17 protein-coding genes are annotated in these 21291 nt (G+C 43.4%); 2 read left to right on the forward strand and 15 right to left on the reverse strand.

Annotated features, from left to right (window positions below):
• Window positions 1-90: 90 nt before the first annotated feature.
• The 6 genes from arsC to AC0VYE_RS17155 all read right to left on the reverse strand — a co-directional run bounded on the left by arsC (window position 91) and on the right by AC0VYE_RS17155 (window position 4778).
• Window positions 91-516 (reverse strand): arsenate reductase (thioredoxin), encoded by a 426-nt coding sequence (gene arsC, locus AC0VYE_RS17130; protein WP_179089730.1) that lies wholly within the window; start codon window positions 514-516, stop codon window positions 91-93.
• A 13-nt stretch (window positions 517-529) separates the two neighbouring features.
• A complete protein-coding gene (locus AC0VYE_RS17135) occupies window positions 530-1966 on the reverse strand; it encodes an arsenic transporter (RefSeq protein WP_475442355.1) in 1437 nt (478 codons plus the stop codon).
• A complete protein-coding gene (locus AC0VYE_RS17140; protein WP_475442356.1) occupies window positions 1963-2295 on the reverse strand; it encodes an ArsR/SmtB family transcription factor in 333 nt (110 codons plus the stop codon). Before AC0VYE_RS17140 ends, AC0VYE_RS17135 begins: the two co-directional genes overlap by 4 nt.
• 302 nt (window positions 2296-2597) lie before the next feature.
• A complete protein-coding gene (locus tag AC0VYE_RS17145; RefSeq protein ID WP_475449608.1) occupies window positions 2598-3938 on the reverse strand; it encodes an NAD(P)-binding domain-containing protein in 1341 nt (446 codons plus the stop codon).
• A gap of 67 nt (window positions 3939-4005) precedes the next feature.
• Window positions 4006-4452: a MarR family winged helix-turn-helix transcriptional regulator gene (locus AC0VYE_RS17150; RefSeq protein ID WP_475442357.1), complete on the reverse strand. Its 447-nt coding sequence runs from the start codon at window positions 4450-4452 to the stop codon at window positions 4006-4008.
• A 191-nt stretch (window positions 4453-4643) separates the two neighbouring features.
• Complete coding sequence (locus tag AC0VYE_RS17155; RefSeq protein ID WP_256710766.1) at window positions 4644-4778, reverse strand: hypothetical protein; 135 nt, start codon at window positions 4776-4778, stop codon at window positions 4644-4646.
• Window positions 4779-5028: 250 nt separating this feature from the next.
• Between AC0VYE_RS17155 and pdxR the strand changes: the two genes are divergently transcribed.
• A complete protein-coding gene (gene pdxR, locus AC0VYE_RS17160) occupies window positions 5029-6471 on the forward strand; it encodes a MocR-like pyridoxine biosynthesis transcription factor PdxR (protein ID WP_475442358.1) in 1443 nt (480 codons plus the stop codon).
• A 59-nt stretch (window positions 6472-6530) separates the two neighbouring features.
• On the opposite strand, the gene AC0VYE_RS17165 is transcribed toward pdxR, so the two are convergent.
• Both AC0VYE_RS17165 and uvrA read right to left on the reverse strand, forming a co-directional pair.
• Entirely contained in the window at window positions 6531-7175 is a 645-nt protein-coding gene (locus AC0VYE_RS17165; RefSeq protein ID WP_475449610.1) for a formylglycine-generating enzyme family protein, read from the reverse strand.
• Window positions 7176-7396: 221 nt separating this feature from the next.
• Window positions 7397-9892 (reverse strand): excinuclease ABC subunit UvrA, encoded by a 2496-nt coding sequence (gene uvrA, locus AC0VYE_RS17170; RefSeq protein WP_475442359.1) that lies wholly within the window; start codon window positions 9890-9892, stop codon window positions 7397-7399.
• A gap of 270 nt (window positions 9893-10162) precedes the next feature.
• On the opposite strand from uvrA, the gene AC0VYE_RS17175 reads away from it, so the two are divergent.
• Window positions 10163-10600 (forward strand): MarR family transcriptional regulator, encoded by a 438-nt coding sequence (locus AC0VYE_RS17175; RefSeq protein ID WP_076266137.1) that lies wholly within the window; start codon window positions 10163-10165, stop codon window positions 10598-10600.
• A 116-nt stretch (window positions 10601-10716) separates the two neighbouring features.
• Here AC0VYE_RS17175 and AC0VYE_RS17180 read toward each other — a convergent pair whose 3' ends face one another.
• From AC0VYE_RS17180 to AC0VYE_RS17210, 7 genes are all read right to left on the reverse strand, one after another.
• On the reverse strand, window positions 10717-11790 hold the full coding sequence (locus tag AC0VYE_RS17180; RefSeq protein WP_475442360.1) for a Gfo/Idh/MocA family protein: 1074 nt from the start codon (window positions 11788-11790) through the stop codon (window positions 10717-10719).
• A gap of 4 nt (window positions 11791-11794) precedes the next feature.
• Window positions 11795-12793 carry a Gfo/Idh/MocA family protein gene (locus AC0VYE_RS17185; RefSeq protein ID WP_076266005.1) on the reverse strand — a complete coding sequence of 333 codons (999 nt, stop codon included), beginning with the start codon at window positions 12791-12793 and terminating at the stop codon, window positions 11795-11797.
• A gap of 46 nt (window positions 12794-12839) precedes the next feature.
• A complete protein-coding gene (locus AC0VYE_RS17190; protein WP_076266004.1) occupies window positions 12840-13646 on the reverse strand; it encodes a phytanoyl-CoA dioxygenase family protein in 807 nt (268 codons plus the stop codon).
• 347 nt (window positions 13647-13993) lie between these two features.
• Entirely contained in the window at window positions 13994-17830 is a 3837-nt protein-coding gene (locus tag AC0VYE_RS17195) for a discoidin domain-containing protein (protein ID WP_475442361.1), read from the reverse strand.
• A 358-nt stretch (window positions 17831-18188) separates the two neighbouring features.
• Entirely contained in the window at window positions 18189-19577 is a 1389-nt protein-coding gene (locus tag AC0VYE_RS17200; protein ID WP_475442362.1) for a stalk domain-containing protein, read from the reverse strand.
• Between the two features lie 131 nt (window positions 19578-19708).
• The gene (locus AC0VYE_RS17205; protein WP_475442363.1) at window positions 19709-20260 is read right to left on the reverse strand and encodes a YdhK family protein; all 552 of its coding nucleotides are present in this window, start codon (window positions 20258-20260) and stop codon (window positions 19709-19711) included.
• Window positions 20261-20506: 246 nt separating this feature from the next.
• Window positions 20507-21172, reverse strand: coding sequence for a FusB/FusC family EF-G-binding protein (locus AC0VYE_RS17210; RefSeq protein WP_076266000.1), 666 nt, complete (start codon window positions 21170-21172; stop codon window positions 20507-20509).
• Between the last annotated feature and the right edge of the window lie 119 nt (window positions 21173-21291).

A 21291-nucleotide genomic window follows, 5' to 3' on the forward strand; every position in this document is an offset into this window, starting at 1 on the left:
CTTGCTTCTTTTGTATTATAGTTATAAATGGCACAAAAACAGTTCCTAAATCATCGAATATATTCGTAAGTACATAACTATTACGGTTTGTTACTTCCCTTCTTTCACAAACAACTCAACTCGATTTTTTATCGAATCACGGACCTCTGCGAATGTAGTTTTGATTTCTTCTTCTGAACCTGTCGCTTTTGCGGGGTCGTCGAAGCCCCAATGCCATCTTTGCGCTTTGTCGTTACTTACAACCGGACAGTTATCGTTAGCATGACCGCAAAGCGTGATGATATAATCTGCTTGTTTTAAAATCTCAGGATCAATGACATCCGAAGTATGATTGGAGATATCGATGCCTGCTTCTTTCATGGTTTGAACCGCACGGGGATTTAAGCCATGAGCTTCTAGACCGGCACTCCTCACTTCATATTTATCGCTACCCAGTGCCTTCAAAAATCCATCGGCGATCTGGCTTCTGCAAGAGTTTCCAGTACACAAAAAATAAACGAGTGGTTTGTTGTTCATTATAATCGGTCTCCTATATTCTCGAGTTAACTTTTACGATCTCTTCTTGAAATTTCGTTTTGCCCATTTTCGAGCTAATCCAAGCATTTATTAATATGGCGATTAGAACCAATATTGCTGTAATTACGGCAATCAACACCCATACATTAATGTTTGTTGTATGGATGAAATGCAGCCACAAATACAACCCTGTTAACGTGATAAAGAGCGTTGGGATCGTGAGAATGATACCCGTTTTAAAATAATTTCCCCATGTGATTTTTACATCCTTACGCGATAATACGTGCAGCCACAAAAGTGTCGCGAGCGAGCCGATCGGTGTCATCTTAGGTCCCAAATTACTGCCGATAACGTTGGCATACACCAAAGATTCACGAATCACGCCTTGCGTTGCTGTTCCTTTTATGGCTAGAGCATCGATCATCACGGTTGGCATATTGTTCATGACCGAAGACAATATCGCAGCAAGGAATCCCATACCGATAGTGGAGATGAATAGTCCCTTGTCGGCGATGGCTTGAATGACTTTTCCTAGTTCATCTGTCAGTCCCACATTACGAAGTCCATAAACAACCACGTACATGCCAATGGAGAAGATGACAACTGCCCAAGGAGCGCCCTTGACCAGCTTCCAAGTTTGAATAGCCGGGCTGCGGCGAGCAGCTAAAATAAACAAGATTGCAGCGACGCCTGCTATGACGGAAATTGGAACATGAATGTATTGAATTACAAGGTATGCGAGAAGTAACATGGCTAAGATTACCCACGAAATTTGGAACAGTTTCTTATCTTTTATGGCTTCAGACGGCTTTTTGAGCTGTTTTAAATCGTAATGACCTGGGATGCTTTTACGGAAGAACAAATACAAGATCAGAAGGCTCGCCAGCAGCGAAAAAAAGTTCGGAATAATCATCCGGCTAGCATACTCGATAAAGCCGATTTCAAAAAAATCAACGGAAACGATATTAACGAGGTTGCTGATTACAAAAGGGAGCGAAGTCGTGTCTGCGATAAAACCGCTGGCCATAATGAAAGGCAAAATCATTTTCTGATCAAATTTGAGTGCACGCACCATCGCAAGCACAATAGGTGTTAATATAAGCGCCGCGCCGTCATTGGCAAAGAATGCCGATACTGCTGCACCAAGAAGAACGACATAAACAAACATAAGTTTTCCATTGCCATGTGCGAGCCGCGCCATGTGAAGCGCCGCCCATTCAAAAAAGCCGATTTCATCTAAAAGAAGCGATATTACGATAATAGCAACAAAGGCAAGGGTAGCATTCCATACAATACCCGTAACCGTACCAACATCAGCAAAGTTTACGACGCCAAACAGAAGTGCCAGAATAGCTCCGGCAGCTGCCGACCAACCAATACTAAGTCCTTTCGGTTGCCAGATTACAAACGTGAGTGTAAGCAAAAAAATTAAAACGGCAATGAGTGTCATACTTCCCCCTGTGCATCACAGCTGTTATTTTTTAAGCCTGCTATTTTTTCTTTCATGGAAGGCAGGTACGGATAAACGCACTGTACATAGGCTTCCGCATCCGGATTAAGGGAGTAATATACCCACTGCCCTTTTTTCTTTTCATTTAGAAGTCCGGCTGATTTTAATTTTCGTAGATGCTGGCTGGCATTTGGCTGAGACATCCCGATAATATCAGTGATATCACATACACATAGTTCCTTTTCTTTGAGCAGTGCTACGATGGTTAACCGTGTTTTATCGGCTAATAATTTATAAGCCTCGGCCATTTCCTGTATCTTTTGCTCCATATGTAGTACCTCCCTCTGTTTTCCCCCGTTGGCTTCTTTCGACTTCATAATTATATAACCAACTACTTATATAATCAATGGCGAATATAATCCGATTTGAAAATTTTGAGCGTTTATAACCATTCAAAGTCGCCCCTTCTTCCTAAATAAACAAAACAAAGGGCATTAGATTGAATAAATGCCCTTTGTTTTAGGTTGTTTGAAGTAGAACGTTGCTCATACTGGCTACGAAAGTAGACGGAAACATTTCGGTACTTCTAGAATACTTGGCAAATTACTTGCTGGAACATCGTATATTATTTCTACTTTTGATCTGGTCCACAGCAACTGTCTCCGCCGCCGACACCAATGCTACAAACACCTGTCTCCGGCAATTCCAGCTCTACTTTACGAGCAGACTCCATATCCCCCAATAAAGCGGCTACAATCGATCTAACTTGCTCATAGCCGGTTGCCATTAAGAAGGTGGGTGCTCTTCCATAGCTTTTGGCACCAACAATGTAAAAATCTTTTTCAGGTTGACGTAATTCGAGTTCACCATGAGGTCTAACTGTACCGCAGCTATGAACGTTTGGATCGATTAGTGGCGCTAACTCATATGCACTTTCAAGACTCGGGTCCGTCATCACTCTTACTTCACGGACAAATGATAAATCAGGACGTGAGCCCGTGTTGCATACGATCTCGTCGACACCGTCAATAAAAGCTTTCTCTGATCCAACCGTACCGATAACATGAATTTTCCCGTTGCTCTGTTTTAATTCTTCAATATAAAACGAGGTCATCACATTCAAGATTCCCGATTCAACTAATTTTTGAATTCGTTTTCCGAGTTCACCCCTAGCCGGTAATCCATCTAACTCACGTCCGCCATAAACATCCTCAAGATTATGTTTTCGTATTGCCCATACAATTTCAGTCTCATTAGTTTGCTTTTGAAGTTCGCCAAGTTCCAAAAGTGTATTAATAGCGGAATGACCGCTTCCAACGACAAGGACTTTTTTTCCGCGGTAACGTTCTTCATCCTTTCCGAGCAAATCTGGGATGCCATAATATATTTGATTGCTAAGCGCTTTTTCTTCTATTAAGAACACACCATCCGTACGAAGCGGGTTTGGATTTGACCATGTTCCCGTAGCATCAATAACCGCTCTTGCTTCAAAAAGATGGTGGCTGCCATTTTGGGTGGCGTGAATGGCAAAAGGCAAATCATCACGACCATTCGTTTTGACTTTACTTAAACCCTTACGGCTAATGGCAGTCACTTTCATATTCAAATGAATAGATGGATTTATTTCAGAGAGCGCTGACAGAGGCTTTAAATATTGTTCTACGAGTTCTTTCCCAGTTGGAATATCCGTATTTTGTGGTGCGATCCAGTCGGTCAAAAGCAACAAATGTTTAGCTGCCTTATCGATGTTATATTCCCATGGGGAAAAGAGTCTTACATGCTCCCATTTTTTAATATTTGCTCCGATATCGCAACCAGCTTCTAAAAGTAAAAATGACTCTCCTTTTAAACTTAAATGTGCAGCTGCCGCAAGACCTATCGGTCCAGCTCCTATAATTACAATTGGCAAATTGCTTTTTGCGTTATCATTTACCTCACAGCAGTTAATTTGGTTAACAGGAATACTTTTCATCATCTTATTTCCTCCTCTATTTTATTTGCAAAATGCAAGTATTAATGATTTTTAAAGGGATAAATAATTATCCCAGTGTTGTACAACATACTTTCGATTTTGCCATGCTGTCGTTAAGCAATTTTATCGAGTTTATGACCATGTCTTGTTCAAATTCAGACATATGCGAAAAGACCTCTTTTAAATAGTCATTCATTTGACCATCAATGACTGTTGAAATGTACTTGCCTTCCGTCGTTAACGTTAAAATATTGATTCTCCGGTCTTCAGGAAGTTGTGTTTTCTTCACCAATCCTAACTTCACAAGACTTTGAACTTGGCGGCTAAACGTCGTGATATCTATGGATAGTGAATCCGCCACCTGCTGAATCGATGGATTATGTTTTCGATCGATCTCATAAATAATATGGCTTTGAATTAATGAGATATCCACTCCACCCGCTGTGCAACAATTTTTATGCAGAAGCCCAAACCGGCGAGTCATCATTTGAAACATCTCTCTTGTGTTCTCCACTTGTTTCACCTCTTGATTTATTTATAACGTAATTGTTTGCAAAATGCAAGTAATAAATAAATCTAGACCTTTTATTAATTATCTTAAGAAATAACGCAGATGAACACAAAAAAAACAGTAACAACAATGCCCTTGTCGTTACTGATTTCCACTTCCTGTGCTATTTGTTGTTTTAACTCAGACTTTTTCGTTTAATTATTTAGGTTGCTGTCATCATGATCTTCCCAACGTCTTGAATACGCTTTGTTCGTGATCCAGAATGTAATCCATGAAAGAATGGCTACGATTATAAAAGATACGATCCATACGCCGATAGGTACTTGCATATGATTTCCCCCTATATGTTAGCAGTATATTTTTGATCCCTAATACGTGCAATTCATTGAAATGTGAATTAACGTTTATCATAAAATAAAAAGCGAAAAAACGAACCATCCAAATCGGATGAATTACTACCATCCAATTCTTCATTTAACTGTCATAGTTAGGTTGAAAACAGCCTCTTTCAGTTTGAAAATCAGTGGTATGATAATCATGACTATAATGTTTTATTTACAAGCAAGGGATGTGAACTTGATGTGGGAACTTGAGAGGAAAAGTAAAATTCCTATATATAAACAAATTACCGATCATCTAGAAAGACGGATTTCCTACGGTGAATTCCCTCCTGGCAGCTTGCTTCCATCTGAGAGAAAACTGGCTGAACAACTGGGCGTCAACCGCAGTACTGTCATTTTGGCGTTTGCCGAGCTTCGATCGATGGGGATTATTGAAAGTCAGACAGGCAGTGGAACGCGTGTATCCAAAACAAAATGGGGAGCCACTCCCAAGCATACGCCAAATTGGAGTCGGTACGCTGAAGGCGGCAGCTTTCTACCTAACTTGCCCTTTATGCGGAGAATTCGTGAAGCGCTCAATCAAAACCCCTCTCTCATCGATTTTGCTAGCGGCGAGCTGTCGGCTGATTTGGCTCCTAATGATGAAATTACAACGTTGATGAGCGAGAATAAATACACTTCATATTTGGGTTATGATAATCCACAAGGGTATATTCCGCTTAGACAAGCGTTGGTATCCTATCTTGATCAACATCGGGGTATTAAGACAACGGAATCATCGATTTTGATCACATCGGGATCTCAGCAATCGTTATATTTAATAACCCAGTGTTTGCTGTCGCCTGGCGACGCGGTTGCAATTGAAGATCCTTCCTACTGCTATTCTCTGCCTATGTTTCAATCAGCGGGGCTTAGGTTGTTCCGACTTCCTGTAGACAATCAAGGGGTATGTCCTGAGGACATTCGAGCCTTATACAAAAAACATCGGATCAAAATGGTGTTCATGAACCCCAACTATCAGAACCCAACAGGTACAGTGTTCGGTGCTGAACGTCGCAAACAGCTGCTTGACGTTGCAAGCGAGTTGGCGCTGCCTATTGTCGAGGATGACCCGTTTAGCTTAACGGACTATGAAGGTTCACCGCCTTCACCGCTGAAATCAATGGATTCAATTGGGTCTGTCCTCTATATCGGTTCTTTTTCCAAAATAGCTGCATCTGGCATGCGAATTGGTTGGATGGTTGCCCCTAACTCCATTGTGGAGAGACTTGCTGACGCAAGGCAGCAAATGGATTTTGGACTTAGCGTTATACCGCAGCAGGTAGCGGCACAATTTTTGAAGTCCAATTACTTTGAACCTCATCTAGACCGCTTGCGAATGCAGCTCCAATATAAACGAGATTTACTTATTGAAGCATTGCAGAAGGAACTTCCGGGATTGGTTACGTTCACTGCTCCACAAGGTGGACTTCATCTTTGGTGTAAGCTAGTTCCGGATGTTCACGATGGAAAGCTGCTGGAGGAGTCCATTAAACGAGGGATTGTTTTTGTTCCTGGAAGTGTGTACGGATCGGATTCTGGATTTGTAAGATTTACTTTTGCTCGAGCAAAAGAAGCTGAAATTGGTTTAGGAATCTCCAAATTTGCAGATGCGCTGCGTGAGCTTATGAATAGCAAATAGCTATATAGTAATTAGAAATAACCGCCGAGGTCTATACCTCCGCGGTTATTATCAACTCGTTAACATGATTTGGCAAGGCGAAACCCAAGGTCGTCAATACAAAATGACGGATGACTGCGACGACGACAAGTAGCTCCGCAGCCTCTCGCTTCTTCAGCCCAGCTGCCGCCTCGAAAAATGCGATATGAGCCATATACCTGCTCATCATATAAATCCCAGCACCATTCCCAAACGTTTCCTAACATATCATATAAGCCCCATGCGTTGGGTTCTTTTTTACCTACTTCATGAATGCTGTCTCCCGAATTTCCATTGTACCAAGCGATTTTATCAATCTCTCCGTATTGGTAGCCAGCTGTTCCTGCTTTACACGCGTATTGCCACTCTGCCTCTGTCGGAAGGCGATAGCCATCAGATTCCCAATCACATTCAATATGATCTCCATCCTGACTGAATGAATAACACTCCGTTAATCCAGCATTCAGGGATAGTAAATTACAAAAATAGATGGCTTCATTCCAAGAGATATTGACCACTGGTCTTTGATTACTACTCAAAGAAAGAGGAGATTTTTTGGTTACAGCTAAATACAATTCCATCGTTACGGGATAAGGTGAAAGATAAAAGGTTTTTATTTCAGACTTCCATATTCGCTTCGTCCGGTCATCTCTTAATTCAATTTCTCCAGCTGGAATGATTACCATTGGATATTCATTATGATTATTTAGAGCATTAGAAACGGCGATCTCCTCCTTTGGTTTTAATGTTTTACTACTGTAATTTACCATAAATTAGTTATTTATTAAAACAGTAATTGATGATTCGTTTCCTTATAGAATAGTTAACAAAAAAAGTACTGTCAGCATGACAGTACCTGCAATACGTATTGATTCAAAGATAAATTGGCAAGCTATAATCAATGCCCTTAAGCCAACATTTCTTTTAAAAACATACCCGTATACGACTCTGCGACTTCCGCTACACGCTCAGGAGTGCCTTCTGCAACTAATTTGCCGCCGGCTGCGCCCCCTTCTGGGCCGATATCGATAACCCAATCGGATTCTCGTATCAGTTCCAGACTATGCTCAACAACGATTACCGTATTGCCTGTATCAACCAGCTTGCTGAGTAAAGTATGGAGCTGCTTAATGTCAGATGGATGGAGGCCTGTCGTCGGTTCATCAAGCAGATAGAGTGTATGGTTCTTTGAAGGCTTGCTCAGCTCTTTCGCCAGTCTGATCCGCTGTCCTTCGCCGCCAGATAACGTTTTGACCGATTGCCCCCATTTCAAGTAGCCTAGTCCGACTTCACAAAGCATCTCGATTATTCCTGTTATTTTAGTTTCTTTTTTGAGAATAGCTAGGCTTTCTTGCACAGATATATTCAGCAAATCCGATATTGAGTAACCATCATACTGAACTTTCAAAACTTCATCCGTAAATCTTTTTCCTTTGCAGTCTGGACACTTTACCTCCAGATCAGGCAGGAAGTTCATATCAACGGAAAGCACACCTAGCCCCTGACATGTCTCACAACGACCACCAGAGGTGTTAAATGAGAAATGTTTGGTTGTCAGTTTTCTTTTTTTAGCTTCAGGTAAACCAGCGAACAACTGGCGCAGCTGCGTAAACACATCCGTATATGTTGCTACGTTGGAGCGCTGAACTCTTCCCATTGGTGTCTGGTCAAATATAACGACATTTCCGACATGCTCCAAGCCCGTTATTTCCTTGCACCCTATCCGCTCCAATTCCTTCTGACTTCCTTTTGCAAGGATATCAAACACAAGCGTAGATTTACCGGAGCCAGATACTCCTGTAACGGAAACGAGACAGCCAAGCGGGATTGACACAGTCGGAATCTCAACATTGCGGAGTTTAGCCTGCTCGATTGTAATAAACTGACCGTTGCCTGTTCTGCGTACGCGTAGAGGAGTTGAGCCATTCTCTTCTCTCAAATAAGCGCCTGTAACCGAAAGCTTACTGGACATTAAATCCTCCAGACTTCCTTCGCCTACGACGGTTCCTCCGTGCAAACCAGCCCCTGGACCTATATCGATGATATGGTCAGCAGCACGCATCATCTCAACATCGTGCTCGATTACGAGTACTGTATTGCCTAAATCACGAAGCTGCTGAAGTACTCGTATGAGACCGGATGTATCACGGGGATGAAGACCTGTGGTCGGTTCATCCAAAATATAAAGTACCCCGGTGAGGCCAGAACCGAGCAGCGATGCGAGCCGCAGCCGCTGTGCTTCGCCGCCTGATAATGAAACGGTTTGCCGATTCAGGGAAAGATAGCCTAGGCCAACATCAATGATTCGTTTTAGCCTAGTAGGCATATCATGCAAAATAGGCTCGAGCAGATAATGACCTTCAGGCGGGATCAACTCTTGTAATTCCTCGGTCCACTTAAATACATCACTGAGCGACCATTCCGATACATCGGAGATGGTTGAGCCGGCTACTTGAATAAGACGAACCTCTTTCTTAAGGCGTGCGCCTAGGCATTCCGGACAAAGCTGTTCATGAAAAAAACTTCCCTCTTTTTCCGATGCGCCTGTTTCCCCTTCTTTTTCTTTGTATCGCCGCCATAAACCAGGGATGACACCTTCGAATTTTGTACCTTGGACAGGCTTCACATTTGGATAATGCCGCTTGAAGGCTTCACTCTCGACACCATAATATAACAAATCGCGCTGTACCTCTCCGAAATCCTTTAAAGGCTGATCCGGATCAAATGTAAAGCCGTAATGCTTTCCTGCCGCCATCAAAATACGAATTTGAATATCGCGATGAACCCCGTTCAGAGAAGCCACTCCTCCATCGCGCAGACTGAGCTCCGAATTGAAAACGGCTGCTTCATTAATGCTTGCCACATGCCCAAGCCCACTGCAAGCTCCACAGGCTCCTTCTGGCTTATTGAAGGAAAAGTGTGACATTCCTAGCTGTTCAAGCGCTGCTCCGCAGTGAGGACAACCTATCATTTGACGATCCATTTCCTCATCTTCATCGGCGATTGCACCTATGGGCTCAAATGAAGGAGCTATGTGACCGCTGCAAGAAGGGCAAATCCGCTCGCCTAGTCGCGAGAAGATAAACCTTACAAACGTATAGATATCGGTTACTGTTCCGACTGTTGAGCGTGGATTTCGATTGGTAACATGCTGTCCAACGCTGATGGACGGTGACAATCCTTCGATAGACTCAACCTTCGGCTTCCCTATTGAATCCGAAGTCATGCCCATGGAGTCCAAATACTGCCTTTGGCATTCTCTTTGAAGTGTATCCATTGCCAAAGTTGATTTTCCAGATCCTGATGGACCTGTAAGAACGACCAGCTTGTACTTTGGAATTGAAAGGGAAACATTTTTCAGGTTGTTTTCACGTGCACCTTTAATAAAAATGGTATCTTTCATAAAAATCCTCCTCATAATAATTAATTATTCTATGTCTTGTAGCATTCCGATCTCAAATAGGGGTTAAAATTGTTTAGCCATCATGACTATAGTTTTTGCAAATTACGAATGAATTCGATAGAATGAACTTGATTAAATTCATTTCATCTAATATCTTTATAACAAAGTATCTCGAAATCTGAGATAACCATATCTTAAAAGGAGGTTTGTCCTTTGTCAAGCGAGCAACAAGTGCAAGCGACCGATCAGCAAGAACAATTCGTCGCCCGTATGCGCGGACTAGGAAGCCGAACCGTTTTGTACCAACAAAATGTAGCTGCTGCTCTCGGCTTATATAATAATGATTTTTTATCTGTGGATATTTTACGTGAAAAAGGTCCGATCACAGCCGGTGAGTTGTCCAAATTAACTGGTCTTGCTACTGGAAGTGTGACAGCATTAATTGACCGCCTTGAAAAATTCGGTTACGTACGCAGGCAAAACGATCCCAATGACCGTCGCAAAGTGATTATTGTTCCGCTATATGAACAGAAAGAAGATGTCAGCAATACGTATATTCCCCTTCACAACGAGATGGTGAAGCTGGCTTCCTCCTATACAGATGCTGAGCTGGAACTGATTACACTGTTTCTAGAGAGAGCCGGCAAAGTACTTGAGGATCAAATTGATCACCTCAGCTCTGCAAAAAGCACTAAGTCTTCATCTTAAATATATGACATACCAATTTAAAAGGACGATATCCAGAAGTCTTATGACCTCAGGATACCGTCCTTTATTGTAATTCACAGTATAATCCGTCTATTACTCGTGTACATGAGCAGCCTTTAATCGAAGTAGATCGTTTTGCCGGTTTCGGCTGATAAGTATACCGCTTCCAGAATAGCCGATACCACCATCGCCTCTTCAGGCTTAACGAGCGGATCGGTGTCGTTCACAATACTGCTGATCCACTGCTTGGCTTCATACTCAAAATCAGTCATGTTTTCTCCATGGAATTGCTCTCTCTCGGTTGCTTTCACGTCGATGACATTTAGAAATAAGCTGCCGTCCCTCTCGCCGTTAATGCGCAGACCTTCGTGAAAATCAGCACCGCCCTTCGTACCGCACAAATACGAGCCTTCAGATTTGGCGATATTAAGTGCCCAGCTGGTTTCAATTGAAACGACAGCACCATTTTTGAATTTTACATAACCAAAAGCGGAATCTTCTACTTCAAACTGCGCTGGGTCCCATGATCCCCATTCATTAGCTGCATTTTCTGTATCCTTCAGCTTCTGGAACACACTGCCTACTACACTGTGAGGCTCATAATTGTTCATCAGCCATAGGATGAGATCCAGTGAATGGGTACCAATATCGATCAAAGGTCCGCCGCCTTGTTTCTCTTTATCCAGAAATACTCCCCATGTCGGAACCCCTCTACGCCTTGTTGCAACCGCTTTGGCATAATAGATCTCGCCAAGCTCATCATTCTCGATCATTTTTTTTAACAGCAGCGACTGAGCTTTGCTTCGGTTCTGGTAGCCAACTGTCAGCTTCTTACCGGTTCTAACATGAGCTTCGTACATCGCTTTCGCTTCGGCACTGGTCTTTGCCATCGGTTTCTCACACATAACGTGTTTGCCTGCTTCCATGGCATCGATTGAAATGACAGCATGCGAAATATTTGGCGTCAATACATGAATGACTTCAATATCCTCCATGGCTAATAGCTGCTTATAATCGGTAAAAATCTTCGCGCCGGGAACTCCATACTGCTCAGCAGCTTCGCGCGCTCTTTCTTCGATTAGATCGCAGAATGCGACCATCTCTACATTACCCACCTTGGCTAAGCTTGGCATATGTTTGCCGCCTGCAATCATACCGCATCCGATAATACCTACCTTTACTGTTCGCATCTCATTAATTTCCTCCTTGCCGTTTAAAATCTACCGTTCTTCTCTCGCGATGAGCGATATATGCCGTTTCAAGAAGTTCCGTCAGCTTTGTTCCGTCCTCGAGTCCAAATGGCATCGGCTTGTCGTTCAGAATGCCATCTACCCATTGTGTTAGTGGAAGCGGCTGCTCCTTAGGAAGCTGACGAGGTGAAATCCAGCCTTGGAGCGGTGAATCTGTATGTTTGGACGCAAATTTAACATCTTCCCCGGATATGATCAGTGTCCCTTCCGTTCCATATAGTTCAAACGCAGAAGGCGTTGAGTATGTAACAAGGCTGGTCTCCAGCAGTGCAACCGCGTTGTTAGCAAACTCAATCGAACATTGTGCATTATCTTCAACAGCCCGGCCTGTAAAATAATTAAACATGGAAGTAATTCGTCTTGGCTCACCAAGCAGCCAGCTTGCCAAATACATCGGATGGCAACCAAGATCCATCATAGCTCCGCCGCCTGCCTGTTTCTCATCGTACCAGTATTCAGGCAGCCAATTGTTTAATGCTCCGTCGTGACCATTTCGGATACGCAGCAGCGTAACGGCGCCAAGCAGCCCATCATCCAGAAGCTGTTTAGCGAATAAATGGTGAGGCCTTGTTCGAGCGGGAAAAGATATACAAAACTTCACGCCGGATTTTTGTACAGCAGCCGTAATTTTGTCGCATTCGGCTACTGTAAGTGCCATTGATTTTTCTGTGAAAATATGTTTTCCAGCTTGGGCAGCTGCAACCATGACTTCTGCGTGCATGCTGGTAGGAGCATCGATGACAACAGCGTCTACATCTGCCCTTTGAAGCAGCGTATCCAGATCAGATTCAAAATCAGCTCCGAGCTCTGCTGCCCACGTTCGCCCTCTCTCCGTTATTTCATCCCAAACTGCTGTTATGTTTACGTTTCCAAGTGATTGCAGGTGTTTTGCATATCCATCAGCATGAACATGCCATTTGCTAATCATCGCGACATTTAACATTCGAAAATCCCTCCATTATTCAAATATTTGCTTAAGCGGCGAATTGCTAATCTTTAAAAGCCGTTGCGGGGTACCCGGCGCCAAATGGCGCGTCTGGCCGCTCATATTCTCCTGCTAAATAACGGCGCATAGGCGTTGTACGCTCCAAATAGTCCTTGTTGTTTGCAAAGCGATCGGAGAATCGAACCCAAGGCGGACTATAAATGTAATGTGCGGTATAACGGTCGTAATCTCCATCATGAAAATATGTACGATGCCAAACCGCGTTATGGAAGAGCAATACAGAGCCGGCGGGTGCACAAATGACATGTCCTACAGGCAAGTCACCTTTGTCGCGGCGAATGTCTGCCGGGAGTGGAACTTGGGCTCTATGGCTTCCTGGAATCATCTCCATGTTGCCCATCCTAGGCAGCGATTGGTCAGTGAGCAAATAGGAAGCGCGCAGCTGCAGCAGAGGAATCGGATAAGCTAGTTGATTAAAATCGTAAGCTCCTGAGCCATCCTGATGCCAGCCGCCTGCTCCTCCAAATGCCGGCTGCTTCGTGCACCAAGCGGATTGAAGAATAAAACGATCGCCATATAATGCTCTCACTTTTGGGAGCACCGCAGGGTGATCAATCAACTGATCCAGCGTGGGTTCGCTTTCAAATCCTCGGCCAACCTGAGCCCATCCAGTTGTCCCTTCTCTCTCATGCAGGCGAATAGATGCCTCCAAACATTGCTGTGCTTGGTCAGCGGATAATACATTAGGAATGATCAAATAACCCCACGACTCGAACATGAAACGGTCAAGCTCTGTGAATTCACCGGGTTGCGAAATGGCATTAAGTCCTTGACTGTGCTCGGCATTCATGCGATAACCTCCTGCTTTCTGGAGTGAATTGCTTCTTTTATATATAAAATATGAACGGTAATTCATTTAATGCATAGAATGCTTGGATTATTCCGATTATTTTTATTTAAATCATGAACATTTTGGTTAACTAAACGCTTTGTGTTATCTAATTAACGGCGTTATCAACTAATTGCTCATATAATTGTTCGTTTTTCTCATTCATTTTCTAAAATCGTATATATTTAATATGTATTTTGAGATTCTCCATTTTCGTTTTATATCTTTGATAAACATAAAAAAAGTGGAGGATTTCCGAAGAACTCCCCCACTCAGCCATCTCTCGATCTTACTGAATGATCAATCTGTTACTGAATGATCAAACCAAATCCATTCTGGATGTAATTCGTGTTGGGATGAGCGATATTGCTAGTCGTCAGGTTGTTAAACGTTGCTGATCCATTCCCCGTATAGGTGTAAATTGCCGCACCTGGATGCGGTGATGTGAAACGCGATGTAAGGATTCCATCACGTCCCGTACCATTAATATTGATATTGTTGAACACGATATTTTCAAAGCCGCCGCCATATCCAAACTGGATCGCACTGCGCTGCGTATTGATAATATCGATGTTGGTGAACGTCACGTTTTTGATGGAATCGTTAGATGCCTCCAAATCGATAGCTCCGCGTTCGCCATTGTAGAGGTCTTTACTAGTTCCGCTGTTTATAATCGTTGTATCCGAGAACAAAATGCCGGTATTGTTCTGGAAATGGTAGCCTGGGAATACAGTGTTCATTCGAATGCCAGATCCGCCGACAGTGTCGATGATCAAGTTGTTAGTAGCCTTATGTCCACCCCCGCCGAAAAATGCAATAGCAGCCGCACGCCAGTTATTCTCAATCGTATTAAACGAGAAGGTATTGTTGACACCCGCGCGGGCACCATTTACATTACTCGTCCATACGGCAAGACCATCATCACCGTTATTTCGCACGCTGCTGTTGCGAACAGTCGAATTGCTCGTTCCTTGGGCGAAGTTGACACCGTCAGCAAGATTATTTCGGATCCGGCTATTTTCAATCACAAGCCCATCCGCATAAATTGCTGGTGTATGTGCATAATCCCCTACCCAAAAACCGCATTCAAAGTGCTCAACCCATACATTATGCACCTTTGAATTTTTTCCGAGATTGTCCATAAAGCCCTTGTATATAGCACCCTCGTGATAGCGCGACCGCAGCTTGGAATTCATATAGATATTGCTAAAATCAAGTTTGCCTTCGACACGGAATGAAATGCCGCCCGATGCTACATTAGGGTTCGTAAACTGGATGTTCGTATGCCAGATGCCTGCACCCATGATCGTAATATCATTAATCATGTTACTGACAGAACCGACCTTCCACATGTTTCCGAGATGGAAGGTTCCTTCCGGTATATACATGATTTTTCCAGTAGAAATCGCTGATGTTACAGCAGCTTCGAAGGCCGCAAGATCATCGAGGCCATCGTTTGCAACAGCGCCAAAATCTGTTACAGAAACTGAGTTGGCCGGGCGTGCAATCGCAGCAGGAACCTGCTCGATTTCAAGGAAGTCTACGCCATATTCGAGATTGTCAGCATTGCTTTTTTGGATACGTATGGTATCGCCAGGTTGAAGGGCTGTATCCAGTTTCCAGTGCAACTCATCAAATCGGAAGAGCGGACGTCCTCCGGATGGTGTATCGGCTGGTTGATCACTCGCGAAATACTGCCAGTTGTAGTAGGAAGTGAGCGGGATAGTCTTGGCTTTGACTCCATTGACGTAAACATCAAGTGATCCGCTGAGTCCCATGCCATCTGACGAGTCAGGCATCGTAAATCTCATCGTAACGCCTGCTCCGCCCTCCCCTTGCCTTACGTTCCACTGAAGATATGAGCCATTCGTTGGAAGTGACACGTAGCTCTGACCAGATGCCTCGGATGCAATTAACGCCTGATCGAATGTCGGTGCAGATTGTAAAGTTGCTCCTCCACCTCGAGTCGCATCCTGCGTATCGTACCTGTTGTAAGGCATGCTAGCACCTCGAGCAGAATATACGACTAGACTTGTTGAACTCGTGTTATTTGTTTGCTTAATTGCTAATTCATTTGCATCTACAGCAACAATCGTGGTTACGGTATAGTTGCCTGTTACTGCTGTCCATGTCCCAGGAATACTGACATTTGCAGATGCGCCAGCTGCTAATGTACCGCTGTATGACCCGTTATAGGTCTGAATGGTAGAGCCGGCAGAATTTTTAAGAATAACGGTTACGCCATGTGTGCCGCTTGCTGAAGAAATGTTTCCTTGATTGTTAAGGAGAACGTTAAAAGCGACTGTATTGCTGGCAACTGGATTACTTGGTGTCCAGGATACAGCTCCAATTAAATCGGAACTGGCAACAGGAGCGACAATAAGTGATGATGGATTCGTATAGCTGTTGTTGGTATCATTTTGCTCAATAATTGCATTGTTCTCATCTACCTTCGAGCTTACCGAGTAGGTGGCTGCGGTTTTGGCACCAACATTAAATGGTACCGTTACTGAAGCACCGGCCGCTAGTGCGGCTGCTGGAGCAGAGCCGGCAAGCGTGTTGTTAAGGTAGAAGTTGACTGTAGTACCCGGGGCACTGGCGTTGCCGATATTTTTAACTGTTGCGTTCAGTGTAATTTCATTTGACTCTATTGGTGAGACAGGTGCCCATGACATGCCTGTAATCGTTAAATCAGGGTTTGGAGCAGGCGTTCCGTATACTTGAAACTCAGCGATTTGACCGCCAGGTGCGCCGGAGTTCGTCGTAATATTCAACTGCAGACGTTTAACCGTCGAGGTAATCGGAATCGTTACCGTATTGCCCGAAGCTGGATTAAACATATAAGCTTGCGCCGACACTAAGCTGCTGAAGGTTGTTGTGTTTTGGTTATGGCCAAGTACTTGAATCGTTTGTGTACGAGTGCCCCATTCTGTAGAGGGATTCAGCTTCAGCACGATGGATGTAATGTCATGATTCGCCCCAAGATCGAGAGTTAAGGTGCTCGAAGCGCTGCCGCCTTCCCAATAAGTGGCGGTGTTATTATCGTTTGCATTCGCTGCGATAAACGTTTGTGTGCTGGATGATGCGCTAATAGCTTTGCCAATTGCGATGTTTCCACCTGGAGGAGTCGTAGGCGTTGCTGTTGGAGTTGGTGTCGCTGTTGGAGTAGGAGTTGCCGTTGCTGTAGGAGAAGGTGTAGGTGTAATGATCGTTGAATCAACCGTGATTTGGTCAAGATTGACATTGCCGGAATCACCTGCATCGTATTTATAAGCAATCGTATTGGAGCCTGCATTTAAAGTGAGAGCTTCTGCTTTCGTTCCCCATGTATCCCAGTTCGCAAGGTTAGGAAGTGAGGTTTGGCGGATTTTTGTTCCGTTTACGTAGATGCTTATCGTTTTTGTGCTTCCGCTAGCATTGGCGTACTTGAGTGTCACGTTGCGGCTGCCTGCCGCGGCTGCATTGACCGTAAACGTTGTTGTTGCACCTTGTGCTAAGTAGCCGTCAACAAATCCAGTGCCGGCATAGCCGGTATGATCCGTATTTACGCTCGCTCCCCCGGACAATGCAGCAGACTCAGCCTGATAGGTGCCCGTAGGCGTTGATGTAGGAGTAGGTGACGGTGTCAGCGCAGATCCATAAATTTCGAATTCGGATAACTGTGCCGCTGGCCAGCCCGTATTGCCTGTAAAATTCAAGCGAACATAACGTGTGTTTGTTGAAGTGAAGTTAATTGTAACCGAATTGCTTGCAACCGACGGATTAAATACATAACCGGTAGAAGCTGCAATATTCGTAAACGTTGTTCCATTAACACTGCCTTGAACCGCAAGCGTTTGCGTCCGTGTTTCCCACCCTGCAGGCAGCTTTAATACGATCTGGTCGATGCTAGTATTTGAGCCGAGATCGATTTGGATCCATTGTGGAAATGCGTTATTTGCGCTTTCCCAATACGTTCCTTGGTTACTGTCTTTCACATTGCTTGGATTGTAGGTTTGAGATTGGCCGCTTGCTGTAATGTCTTTGCCGATCGACAGATTTGATCCACCTGCAGCAGAAACGGGAGTAAACGGTCCAGTAGATAGGAGCAAGGTCGAGAATAGCATGGTAACGATGAGCGACCATGCAACATACTTATTGCGCATTAAATTCCTCCTCAATAATGTGGGGGTGCGAGAAAATGTGCGATCTACCGAAAAACGTACGAATGGCAGCGTTTACAAAAAAGATTGTTTCACTTTTATGCGATTTCCGTATAGCCTTCCGTTCACTTTCCTAGTTCATTACAGAATGATAGACATCCCTCCTCTCGTTGTCACACCCTTACATTATAAAGACATAATTGACCGAGCTATAAGATGTAATATTACGGAAATCGTATGCGATTCAATGATAATAAGACAAATCTAAGCTTCTTTCCTCTATAACAAAAAACCAGCTCAACACATGGGATGTGTTTAAACTGGTTATGTTCATTTTCTTATTTTGAAACTTATTTGCGGCTCACTTTAATGTCAAATGTATTTCCTGATTTTTTCCATCCCATACGACATTTGCACCCAGTGCTTGTGCAACGAATCGCAGCGGAATCATCGTACTGCCTCTAACGATTTGAACAGGGGCGGTTAACTTTACAACATTGCCATCAACCGTTGCCTGGTTCTTCCACACTTCCATTGTGATTGAATGAGAACCGTATTTTACCGTTACGAAGTCATTTGAGTAGTTGACCGTACCCCCGAGAGATTCAATAAGTCCCCTTACGGGCACGAAAATGGATCCATTTATAAAAGCTGCTTGTGCGTCCATTAAGTGGTATTTGTTATTTAAGCGTATGCCGATGCCTTTAACCACTTTTTTAGGTATGATCTTATAGTTGTATTTGTATTTATCGTCACCGTAATACTGACTCAACTTGCCCCAAGAAGAAACCGTTCCATCCTTATGCAAAGCTGTACCTGCTCCTTCTCCAATTGCGCTGACCATCTTGACTTGATCTAGTCCTTTCACAGGATACAGCTTCTTATCTTGTACAGGCCAAATCCAGTACGATACTTTGCCATCCTTCGTAAGTACAAATGAAAAGGCGTGAAAATCTCCCACCCCATCAACAAAGCCTGATACAGCTGAAACGTTTGGCGCCAGTTTGGCCAGATTGAAGCTAGGCTCGGTCAGCCCATAAAGAGAATATCGATTCATAATATAAACATTCCAAGAAGAAGTTACGAGTGTTCCATTAGAAATAGAAGTGATACCATTAGAATTGTCTGTTTTCATGCTGCTTTTATCAAGCACTGGAATAGGTAGAAAGGGATCGCCATATTTATCGTACCCCCAAATCCACACTGTCCCATCTTTTGCAAGTGCAATCGGAAAATAACCGTTTCCTTCAATCGCAGCAATATTCTCTAACTCGCCAATACGGCCGGGTCGAAGCTGATCTTCCTTACTACTGCCTTCACTGCATGTATCATTTTGAATCTGAAATTCACATAATCCACCGAGTGACCATACGGTACCATCTGCTTTTAATGCATAATTGCCTGAAATATCAATGACTTTGTCCAAACCTTCCACCTGTGAGGGTTGAACATTAGAGAGGCCTGACGTCGTTCCAGGTTTTCTCCCCCATGTCCACACACTGCCGTCCGTTCTTATTGCGGCATTGCTTTCCGAGATTTTCTTTACTTGATCCAAGACGGGAACGGCTTCAAATGTTTTTTCATTCCATGACCAGAGCACACCTTTTTTATCCAATGCATGATTTCCATCAATGCTGATAATGCCATCTAGAACAGGTAACTGCGCCGCATTTACGGATGCTGGTGTCATAGATAATGATACAGCACTTATAATGAGTAAAATAAGCAAACGCGTTTTTAATCCTCGCAAATCATCACCTCATTGTTTTATTTACAAGGATTAGACGCCATTATTTGTAAAAAAGTTTCGTTTTTCTGTATAAAAAAAGACGATTCTCTCTACTATTGAGAAAGAATCGTCGTTTGGTCAGAAACGGTTGGTCACTTCGGTGAAAGCTCGCTTTCCGTTACCCATTTATGGTTTTTCATTTTTTCTCCCCCAGTGGTTGGAACGTAATCAAACATATAAACCGTCGTTTGCTCTGCGGAATCAATTGTTGCGGTTGCGCCGTTCATACCCGCCATATGGTCTGCTTGAAGGATTACTTTTGTACCTGGCTCATAGGGTTTGTCGCCTGCATCTTTAATTTCTTCTTGAATAACCCACTTATGATTGGTCACTTTTTCGCCGCCCGTTGTTGGGGTATAAGATACGGCGTAGGCTGTAGTCGTATAGGCGCCCACAATTGTTGCTGTAGCTCCATTCATTCCTGCCATGTGGTCTGCTTTTATAATCGCTTCACTCCCCACCTTGTAGGTTGGATTCGTAGCTTCTTTTAACCCTTTCGGAAGCTGGCTGCTATTGGAGTGATTCATTTGCGAGTGGTCTTCACCTTGATTGCTGGTCATCGCGTTCTCAGCATTTTCGTTTTTACCGCATCCACTTAAAATGATTACCGCAGCAACACTAAGTAAAACCAATTGTTTTTTCATTTTATATTACACTCCTCTGTTTATTCGTTCAGCATGTTATTTGCATTATACCCCCAATGGGTATTTTGGAAACGTTTTTTCATTTCTATTTTTCAAATTTGTTCTTTTGTCCTCCTATCCACTATTCCTTATCCTCATTGTAACCAACACTTTTGAAGAACTTGTGTAGACTGCAATCAGTGATACTGGAAGAAGCAAATCACAACAAAAAAAGAAGCATCAGAATTTCTGATGCTTCTTTTCATTTTATGATTCATGTTTTCCAATAAAGTTGCTGAAGAATTTCTCTAAAACGGTGACATCCGTTATATTTGCGTTGCAGGCTTTGCTGTTAACGCACATATAATTTCCAATCGCCTTGTAGTAATCAGGTGAAGCATTAGCAGGCCTTGATTTCGTAATGGCCGTGAATAACGCAACCTCTTCATGTCTATTGCACAAAAAACAGTTGCTTTTCTTATTTGTTGGCGTAAACTTTCCTTCAATGCCGATAAGCTGTCCGTCTTGACGGTAAATAAGAAACAGCTTATTAGATGCGATATCGGTCCAACCCATATACGTAACATAACGGTAGTCAATATCATCTAAATCGGGTACCTTTAGCTTTTTGACTTTTGGGAACAGCTTTTTTATTTGAGCTGCCGTTACTTGAGTGAATTCCGACATCAATGGCTGCAGCGATTGCAAATAGGATTGAATTTCTTCCGTCCTATTTAACGTTGCAAGCTTCTCTAACTCATGCTTTTGAAGATCAGTTGCGTCCGGGAATGCTTCGGAAATCTTTGTTTGCGTACTATACCTAACCGCTTCAACTACTTTCGGATCGGATACCGTGTTACACGCAGTTTGAAGCAGATGTGCTTGTTTCTTAATCAAATTATATTGATGGTTTCTAATAAATGGTTTATTCATAGCTGTTCAGCCCCTTATTTTTAATGAAAAAAAATATAAGGTGCAAAGCTTTTATTAGAAACGATATGAGCTCCATTGGGCGAAAATATTTCAGTCCGGCCCCACGCAAAGTATCGCCC

This window comes from Pristimantibacillus sp. Z349TD_6 (assembly GCF_056173205.1).

Coding starts and splice junctions, on each gene's coding strand:
- arsC (WP_179089730.1), bottom strand. CDS start 516: ATGAACAACAAACCACTCGTTTATTTTTTGTGTACTGGAAACTCTTGC.
- AC0VYE_RS17135 (WP_475442355.1), bottom strand. CDS start 1,966: ATGACACTCATTGCCGTTTTAATTTTTTTGCTTACACTCACGTTTGTA.
- AC0VYE_RS17140 (WP_475442356.1), bottom strand. CDS start 2,295: ATGGAGCAAAAGATACAGGAAATGGCCGAGGCTTATAAATTATTAGCC.
- AC0VYE_RS17145 (WP_475449608.1), bottom strand. CDS start 3,938: ATGAAAAGTATTCCTGTTAACCAAATTAACTGCTGTGAGGTAAATGAT.
- AC0VYE_RS17155 (WP_256710766.1), bottom strand. CDS start 4,778: ATGCAAGTACCTATCGGCGTATGGATCGTATCTTTTATAATCGTAGCC.
- pdxR (WP_475442358.1), top strand. CDS start 5,029: ATGTGGGAACTTGAGAGGAAAAGTAAAATTCCTATATATAAACAAATT.
- AC0VYE_RS17165 (WP_475449610.1), bottom strand. CDS start 7,175: ATGGTAATCATTCCAGCTGGAGAAATTGAATTAAGAGATGACCGGACG.
- uvrA (WP_475442359.1), bottom strand. CDS start 9,892: ATGAAAGATACCATTTTTATTAAAGGTGCACGTGAAAACAACCTGAAA.
- AC0VYE_RS17175 (WP_076266137.1), top strand. CDS start 10,163: ATGCGCGGACTAGGAAGCCGAACCGTTTTGTACCAACAAAATGTAGCT.
- AC0VYE_RS17180 (WP_475442360.1), bottom strand. CDS start 11,790: ATGCGAACAGTAAAGGTAGGTATTATCGGATGCGGTATGATTGCAGGC.
- AC0VYE_RS17185 (WP_076266005.1), bottom strand. CDS start 12,793: ATGTTAAATGTCGCGATGATTAGCAAATGGCATGTTCATGCTGATGGA.
- AC0VYE_RS17190 (WP_076266004.1), bottom strand. CDS start 13,646: ATGAATGCCGAGCACAGTCAAGGACTTAATGCCATTTCGCAACCCGGT.
- AC0VYE_RS17195 (WP_475442361.1), bottom strand. CDS start 17,830: ATGCGCAATAAGTATGTTGCATGGTCGCTCATCGTTACCATGCTATTC.
- AC0VYE_RS17205 (WP_475442363.1), bottom strand. CDS start 20,260: ATGAAAAAACAATTGGTTTTACTTAGTGTTGCTGCGGTAATCATTTTA.
- AC0VYE_RS17210 (WP_076266000.1), bottom strand. CDS start 21,172: ATGAATAAACCATTTATTAGAAACCATCAATATAATTTGATTAAGAAA.